The 7945-nt window shown below is 37.0% G+C and carries 8 protein-coding genes and 2 pseudogenes; 5 read left to right on the top strand and 5 right to left on the bottom strand.

Annotated features, from left to right (window positions below; translation table 11 throughout):
- Positions 1-157: 157 nt before the first annotated feature.
- Positions 158-550 (bottom strand): Cd(II)/Pb(II)-responsive transcriptional regulator, encoded by a 393-nt coding sequence (cadR, locus tag FTV32_RS15165; RefSeq protein WP_000550240.1) that lies wholly within the window; start codon positions 548-550, stop codon positions 158-160.
- An 89-nt stretch (positions 551-639) separates the two neighbouring features.
- Between cadR and FTV32_RS15160 the strand changes: the two genes are divergently transcribed.
- Both FTV32_RS15160 and FTV32_RS15155 read left to right on the top strand, forming a co-directional pair.
- Complete coding sequence (locus FTV32_RS15160; RefSeq protein ID WP_180029061.1) at positions 640-1920, top strand: cation transporter; 1281 nt, start codon at positions 640-642, stop codon at positions 1918-1920.
- A gap of 85 nt (positions 1921-2005) precedes the next feature.
- Positions 2006-2167, top strand: a pseudogene (locus FTV32_RS15155) (IS6 family transposase); the annotation flags it as partial.
- 41 nt (positions 2168-2208) lie between these two features.
- Here FTV32_RS15155 and FTV32_RS15150 read toward each other — a convergent pair.
- The 3 genes and pseudogenes from FTV32_RS15150 to FTV32_RS15140 all read right to left on the bottom strand — a co-directional run bounded on the left by FTV32_RS15150 (position 2209) and on the right by FTV32_RS15140 (position 4353).
- Positions 2209-2511, bottom strand: coding sequence for a helix-turn-helix domain-containing protein (locus FTV32_RS15150; RefSeq protein WP_001140620.1), 303 nt, complete (start codon positions 2509-2511; stop codon positions 2209-2211).
- Positions 2504-2860 (bottom strand): annotated as a pseudogene (locus FTV32_RS15145) (type II toxin-antitoxin system RelE/ParE family toxin). Before FTV32_RS15145 ends, FTV32_RS15150 begins: the two are co-directional and overlap by 8 nt.
- A gap of 521 nt (positions 2861-3381) precedes the next feature.
- Complete coding sequence (locus FTV32_RS15140; protein WP_180029060.1) at positions 3382-4353, bottom strand: GlxA family transcriptional regulator; 972 nt, start codon at positions 4351-4353, stop codon at positions 3382-3384.
- Positions 4354-4485: 132 nt separating this feature from the next.
- On the opposite strand from FTV32_RS15140, the gene FTV32_RS15135 reads away from it, so the two are divergent.
- Both FTV32_RS15135 and FTV32_RS15130 read left to right on the top strand, forming a co-directional pair.
- Complete coding sequence (locus tag FTV32_RS15135) at positions 4486-5370, top strand: MBL fold metallo-hydrolase (protein WP_180029059.1); 885 nt, start codon at positions 4486-4488, stop codon at positions 5368-5370.
- An 83-nt stretch (positions 5371-5453) separates the two neighbouring features.
- Positions 5454-5996 (top strand): cysteine hydrolase family protein, encoded by a 543-nt coding sequence (locus FTV32_RS15130; RefSeq protein ID WP_004637127.1) that lies wholly within the window; start codon positions 5454-5456, stop codon positions 5994-5996.
- Between the two features lie 156 nt (positions 5997-6152).
- Here the strand turns inward: FTV32_RS15130 and FTV32_RS15125 are convergent, their stop codons facing one another.
- On the bottom strand, positions 6153-6698 hold the full coding sequence (locus FTV32_RS15125) for a helix-turn-helix domain-containing protein (protein ID WP_005176794.1): 546 nt from the start codon (positions 6696-6698) through the stop codon (positions 6153-6155).
- A 92-nt stretch (positions 6699-6790) separates the two neighbouring features.
- Between FTV32_RS15125 and FTV32_RS15120 the strand changes: the two genes are divergently transcribed.
- Entirely contained in the window at positions 6791-7669 is an 879-nt protein-coding gene (locus FTV32_RS15120; protein WP_067732190.1) for a DMT family transporter, read from the top strand.
- Positions 7670-7945: the final 276 nt, after the last annotated feature.

The raw sequence follows: 7945 nt of genomic DNA, 5'->3' as shown, positions 1-7945 counted from the left end.
AATACCAGCGCACAGCCCAAAGAATGATTTCGCCCTGAAAATGCCGACCATGGAAAGGATTCATATGCTGCACCTTTAGCTAAAACAGTCTTCAGCTTACCATTCGTGGTTATTTGCAACAGTGCCGATTTTTTGAAAAAAGCATAGGTCTAGATAATCAAGCTAGATTTTTTAAAACTCCACATTGGTCAATTGTACATAAACCATCACAAGTACCTCTTAAATCAGATAGTTGTTCAATAAGCTTTTGTTGCTTGATTATATTTTCTCTGATAGCACTGACATGTAAGTCAATTAATTCATTCACATCTGAACAATTTTTCTCAGGTTTGTCTTTATAGGTAAGTAATTGACGAATTTCATTCAAACTCATATTTAAAGTTCGGCAATTCAAAATAAATTTAATTCGCTCAACATAGCCTACATCGTAAAGGCGGTAATTTCCTTCCGTTCTTTCCGGTTCCGGAATTAAACCTTCCTTTTCATAAAACCTAATTGTTAATACTGAACATGAGGTTTTTTTAGAGAGTTCACCAATTTTTAAATGCATTGAGTTAGTATTTCCAAAGATTCTTGACTCTATAGTAACTATAGGGATTCTAATATTCAAAGTTTATAATTTTTTTAATGGGTATAATTATGAGTGGTTGTGGATGTAGTAAAGAAACACCATGCGAAGATAAGAAATCTCAACAAGAAAATCATCCATCAATTGCAGAAGCAAACAATTCAAAGAATTGTGATAATACGCTTAGCTGTTGTGGTGAAGAGGAAGAAAAAAAATCTTCATCTCCTTGCTGTAACACTTCAAACAGTTGTGAAGATACCGCTCAATCCTGTTGTGGTTCTGATCCCAAAGAAAATTTAAGCACTGAAGACGTTTTAAAAGATTCGCACTACATGAGTGAATACTTAGTTCCCAAAATGGATTGTTCTGCGGAAGAACAGATGGTTCGTATGGCGCTATCTTCAATTGATGGTGTTCAAAAACTCATCTTTGATTTACCTAACCGTTCTTTAAAGGTTCTACATAATCAAAAAGATGAAAATATAACCACCAAACTTGAAGCTTTGGGTTTTGGTGCAAAGCTTGTGAAGACTGAAACTTATATAAGCAATCAACAGGCTAAGCAAACAAGTACCTACACCATTCCTAAAATGGATTGCTCTGCTGAAGAGCAAATGGTCCGTATGGCTCTTGCAGATATTGAAGCAGTTAAAGGTCTTACTTTTGATCTTCCCAATCGAAAACTGAAAGTCTTCCATAATGAAGGGATTCAGCAAATTACGGCTAAACTCGAAGGACTGGGTTTTGGGGCGAAACTTGATGAAATACAGCTTTCTTCAGGCGATATACCTAATGAACCTGATCCTGTGAGACAAGCTAAAGTACTTAAACTGTTATTAGGTATTAATGCTCTACTTTTCTTTATAGAATTCATCAGCGGTATTATTGCTGCGTCTACAGGATTGATTGCTGATTCTCTAGATATGTTTGCCGATGCAGCCGTTTATGGTATTGCGCTATATGCCGTCGGAAAAGCTGCGAAATATCAAATAAAAGCAGCCCATTTCGCAGGTTGGATTCAGTTATTACTTGCTGTTATCGTGATTGTTGATGTCATTAGACGATTCATGTTTGGAAGCGAGCCAGAATCAACGCTCATGATTGTTATTGGCCTGCTCGCACTTATAGCTAACGTGATATGCTTATATCTTATTTCTGGTCATCGAGAAGATGGCGCACATATGAAAGCCAGTTGGATTTTCTCGGCGAATGACGTTGTCGTAAATATGGGCGTTATATTTGCCGGTGTACTCGTGGCGTGGACGGGATCAGCTTATCCAGACTTAATCATTGGCATACTGGTTTCTTTATTCGTACTTAATGGTGCCCGAAAAATTTTGGCTTTGAAGTAAGAGTATCGAAAATGAATCTATTTGGCACTGTTGCAAATAACCACGAATGGTAAGCTGAAGACTGTTTTAGCTAAAGGTGCAGCATATGAATCCTTTCCATGGTCGGCATTTTCAGGGCGAAATCATTCTTTGGGCTGTGCGCTGGTATTGTAAATATGGCATTAGCTATCGTGAACTGCAGGAAATGCTGGCCGAACGGGGTGTGAATGTTGATCACACGACTATTTACCGTTGGGTTCAACGTTATACGAATCTAAAAATGGGAGCCTATAGCTCCCATTTTTATTGTTAAACGTTGAATCCTATATGTTTTCCTGTTGGAAGCTCTACATCAATACGGAGCTTCCCACCCATTGCCTCAACATACTTTTTCATGGTTGAAATCTTAAGATCATTGCCACGATTTTCTATTGCTGAAAGCGATGGCTGTTTTATTCCCAAAGTTTCAGCAAGCTCTTTTTGAGAAATTTCGAGTTCTTCACGAATAAGATGAAGCTGATTTTCTAGCAGTAATTCATCTGCCATTTTTTGAATACGGGCTTGGCTCTCTGGAGAGCGGCTAGCTAACAATTCTTGCAGAGTCTTAGCCATTAGATTTATCTCCTAGGGTAGTGAGATGAAGTTGGTATTGTTCATCTGCAATATCCAGCATGTCTTTATAAAAACGCTTTTTACCGCCTTTATCAGCAATACATAGAACAATAGCCTGTCGTAAGGGATCAAATGCGAAGAAAGCTCTTAAGGGTCTACCGCAATGTTGAACACGCAGTTCTTTCATATTGGTAAATTTAGACTCATACACAGTATCTACTAAAGGACGGCCTACACTCGGTCCCTGCTGCTGTAGAACAACCAGGGCAGCTAGGACCTTCTCTTGTGTAGGTTCATCTTGCTATTCAAGCCACTGATTAAATAGATCTGTCGTAATGACTGTCCACATACCACAACCAGAATATAGATTATAGTCTATATTTTAGGGGCATTATGTTTGTTTTGCAAATGAGAAAGGATAGGCAATAAAAAACCCCGGCATCCTGCCGGGGTTTTTCGTATTGGTTCGCTCGGTATAACTCCTGTCGTACCTTACAGTCCTTGTGCTTATCTATTGTTATTCTTGTATGGAACTTCCTGTTCCCGATGAGTTCATCATAGGAAAATTCACCTATCCTGGACAGCCGTAAAGAACCGGAATTTACGTAAGCTCAGGCGTACAAAATAGCCTAAATTTTATCCACAGCAATTGGGGATAGTTTCGGACATTGAGGCATTGATAAAATTTGAAAAACCTTAAAATTGGTTACTTTTTAAACAAAATTATTGGCAAGAACTATCAAAACCGCTCATAAAAAAGCCGACTTGTTTCAAAGTCGGCTTTTTGGGCATTTTGAGATTTTTCTTATTTTAATAAGCACTTGATATTTATATTAATATACAAGTGTATTGCGTATAATAGCCATTATGTTAAATGGGTGGATTATTTTCATTAATGATCCCAAATGCTTTTCTCCATGCCTGAGGGCTGGTGCCATATTTTTCACGAAAATTTTTTCTAAATGACACGGTATTATTAAAACCTGAAAGCTCGGTTATCTTTTCGATAGACAAGTTTGTCGTTTCTAAAAGTTCACAACTTAATCTGATTCTTTCAGTATTCAGCCAATCGACTAGGGTCATGCCTGTCGCTTTCTTAAAATGCCGTGTGAACGTCTTGCGTGTCATATGTGTCCGTTCAGCGAGGCTTTCAATATTATGTTGTAAAGCTAAATTCTTTCTTAAAAAATCAAGTAATACATTAATTTGTGCATCTTGGCTCGATTCTGCGACTGGCTGTTCAATAAACTGAGCTTGCCCACCTTCACGGTGAGGCGGGATCACCATTACTCTAGAGACTTTATTCGCAATTCGTGCATTATAGATTTCTCGTACCAAATATAGGCAGCAGTCTAATGCTGCACCTGTTCCAGCAGAGGTTACAATCCTTTGGTCTTCTACATACAGGGCATCATGATCAAGTTGAACCTGTGGAAACCGCTCACTGAAATCTTGTTCAGCCATCCAGTGCGTAGCTGCTTTTTTATGGTCAAGTAAACCAGCATATGCCAGTGCATAAGTTCCATAGCATAACCCTACAATTCTAATTCCAGTCTGATATGCACAATTTAGGGCATCGATAAGTACTTGTTCAGGCTCGTGATTAAAATCATCCCACCCAGGAATAATAATAAGATCCGACTCTTTAATGAGCTCGACCCCACCATCAGGGATAATCATCATAGACTGTTCTGTTGTTACGGGCTGGCCATCTATAGAAAAAATTTTCAGATCAAATAAGCGTTTATCTTCAATCTTGATATTGAAAATGATATGGGGGATAGAGAAGTGAAATGGATTTATATTGGGATATACGAACAATCCAATTACTGGTATAGCCATTCAATCTACCTCTCTAAAATAATAAATATAGCATGTTGTCCCAATAGTTTCGATGATTGTCCTTAAGGACAGTTTTATTGCTTAATTTTTCCTATCATGATTCGAGTATGACTAAATGATTGGATCTGGAACATGAATAAAATTTTAAGTAGCTCTGTTATTGCACTCTCTCTGGCAATGGCTTCAGTCCATTTATATGCGAATGATAAGGTGGTTCAGCGAGATACTTCTAAAGTTACGCATATACAAGAAATTCGCAATGCAACGATTAAAGTAACCTATGCTGATACGACTTTTTTAATTGACCCAATGTTTGCTAAAAAAGGATTCTATGAAGGTTTTCCTGATACTCATCGTAGCTATTTACGGAACCCATTAGTCGATTTGCCTATCAAGCCCGAAACGATTTTAGAAGGTGTAGATGCGGTAATCGTGACCCATACCCATTTAGATCATTGGGATGATGCAGCACAAGCGACTATTCCGAAAAACATGCCGTTGTTTGTACAGAATAAAGAAGACCAGAAAATCATTCAGTCACAAGGCTTCAAAGATGTTCGTGTATTAACTCAAGCGACCTTTGAAGGGATTAAGCTCACTAAAACTGGTGGTCAACACGGTACTGATGCCATGTACCGTATTCCTAAGCTTCAAGTTGGATTAGGTGAAGCAATGGGTGTAGTATTTGAAGCTGCTGGCCATGAAACTGTTTATGTGGCAGGAGATACCATCTGGCGTTCTGAAGTTGATCAAGCGATTCAAACATTTAAACCTGATGTGATTGTCTTGAATACAGGTAACGCCTTGGTTGATGGCTTTAAAGAATCCATTATTATGGGCAAAGAAGATACTTATCATGCAACTCAGAAAGCACCAAATGCTAAAGTGGTTGCTGTTCACATGGATGCAATTAACCACATGTCGGTAACACGTGCTGAGCTTGCAGATTACGTAAAGGACAAAGGAATCCAAGATAAGGTTTTAATTCCTATCGATGGTGAAACGCTTTCTTTCTAAAGTGACTTAAAGAAGTGGAAGCATTCCACTTCTTTAAAACCTAAGTAGAACAAAACAAATATTAGTTAAGTAAAGGAATAGGTATGTCAAAATCAGCTTTATTAGTTATCGACTTACAAAATGAATATCTACCTACAGGTAAATTACCATTGGTAAATATTGAACAAGCTGCTGCTAATGCAGTGAAAGTAATTGCGAAAGCCCGTCAACAGGGTACTCAAGTGATTCATGTCCAACATATTGCTGATGCTGAATCTCCTATATTTGAACCTAGCTCAAATGGTATTGAATTTCAGGACACAGTTAAGCCGCAAGAAGATGAATCTGTGATCATTAAAAATCACATCAATGCGTTCTTAAACACGAATCTCAAAGAAATTTTAGATAGCAATCAAGTGACTGAGTTAGTCGTGATTGGTGCTATGACGCATATGTGTGTTGATGCTGCTGTTCGTGCTGCTTCTGATTTTGGTTATAAGGTAAAAGTGATACATGATGCTTGTGCAACACTAGACTTGGAATTTAATGGCGTTAAAGTACCTGCTGGTCATGTCCATGCAACATTAATGGCCGCTTTTGAATTTGCATATGCTCAAGTAATATCAACTGAAGATTATGTTAGCTAAAGACTAAGATTTCCTAAAATTAACATAATAGGCGTTATACGAAGCTATAAAACTGAGGTTATAACACTGATTTTTATGTATTTTTTAAAGTTTAAAGCCTAGACCAGTGTCTAGGCTTTTTCATTTCGTATAATAACCATTATGTTGAATGATCTGCTAATGAATAACATTTCTCACAAATTTTACCTGTTCATCACTTTTATTATGATATGAGTACAAAGTAGAGCTGGAAAAAATAAACGAATCTTCAGGGCCTAGAATCTTAAATTGACCTTCAATTTCAAGTGTTAACTCTCCATGGATGATATAGAGCATTTCTTTCCAGCCTTCTGGATCAGGTTCAGCTATATAAGAATCGCCAGCTGCTAGTGACCATATCCACATTTCTGTCTGTGTACCGTTATCCACTGTACCCAGTAAATTTGCATAGCTTTCTGTATGATTGCCTTTCCAAGCTAAGATATTTGTACAAGAGTGTTGAATTTTTGAATCTAGCGGACTAACTAAAGTACTAAAACTAATATTTAGGGCATTTGCTATAGCATCTAATTTAGCCAAACTAATATTTATTTGATCTGCTTCTAAAGCAATTATTGTACGTCTGCTTACCCCTGAACGATCAGCAAGCTCTTGTTGAGTCAGTTCTATTTTCTCTCGAAAAAAACGAATATTTTTTCCTAAAAATTCAAGGACAGTGTTCATTCTGAGTATTCACAAGTTTAATGTGCAATATATTGCACTATAAACAAGATGGATGCAATAATAGTGCAGTATATTTCACTTTAGATTTTGTAATGTCCTTAATTCATGTCTTAAAAGAAAGATTACCTCCTGAGATCGTACTTGTATTTATAACTATGATTTGGGGAGGAACCTTTTTAGCTGTTCACTATGTCCTTAATTACACGACTCCTATTTTCTTTGTTGGTTGCCGATTTCTGGTTGCTGCTATGATTTTGCTTATTTTTACGTTTAAGTATCTAAAAAAGATAAGTAAAGATGATGTTATTGCGGGTATTTCGATAGGTGCCGTACTAGCACTTTCATACGGACTTCAAACTATAGGTTTAAAGACGATAACAAGTAGTGAGTCTGCATTTTTAACAGCACTATATATTCCTCTTGTACCAATATTAATCTGGATTTTTTATCGGAAGCTTCCAAATATCTTTATTTGGATTGGAATATTTTTTTCCTTTATTGGTTTGATACTTCTAACAGGGAATGATTTTAGGGGCGTTAACTTTAATTTAGGACAAATTTTTACTCTTTTGAGTGCGCTGGGAATAGCCCTTGAAATCATTTTGATCAGTAAGTTTGCAGGTAGAGTCGATTTAAAGAATGTCACTATCATCCAATTAGTAGTAGCGTCTATTTTCTGTTTTTTTATCATGCCTTTCGCAGGAGAAACGGAAATTCCTAATATTTCATGGCAACTCGTAGTAGTTACATTAAGTCTGGGATTTGCCAGCACACTCATTCAATTTGCTATGAATTGGGCACAACGTACTGTAGATCCTTCTAGGGCCGCTATTATCTATTCAGGTGAGCCTGTTTGGGCAGCAATATTCGGAAGGCTGGCAGGAGAGCGTTTACCCTTTTTAGCTCTTATTGGTGGGCTTTGTGTCATTTTAGGAATATTAATTAGTGAGATAAAAACTAAAAAGAAATAGTTTTATTATTGAGTTTCTCTAAAATTAACATAATAGGCGTTATACGAATTCCCAAGGCATGGCTTTTAGTCATGCTTTTTTTATCAAAAGAGTATAGATTGAGCCTTGCATCAGCATTAGATATGAACTGATCGCTGTACAAGAAAGAAATTGGGTGGTGTTTCAAAAAGTATGCTGAAAAAAACAATATGGCTTTTGATAAAATAGAGGTATGAAAATAACGCTACAAATCAAATGTCCTACCTGTCTAAGTAACAATATAAAGAGAAATGGCAT

It is taken from the genome of Acinetobacter sp. YH16032, from assembly GCF_013417345.1.
In the GTDB taxonomy this organism is placed as follows: Bacteria; Pseudomonadota; Gammaproteobacteria; order Pseudomonadales; family Moraxellaceae; genus Acinetobacter.
Note: the sequence above shows the minus strand (reverse complement) of the source record. Positions and strands in the feature narration are given on the sequence as shown.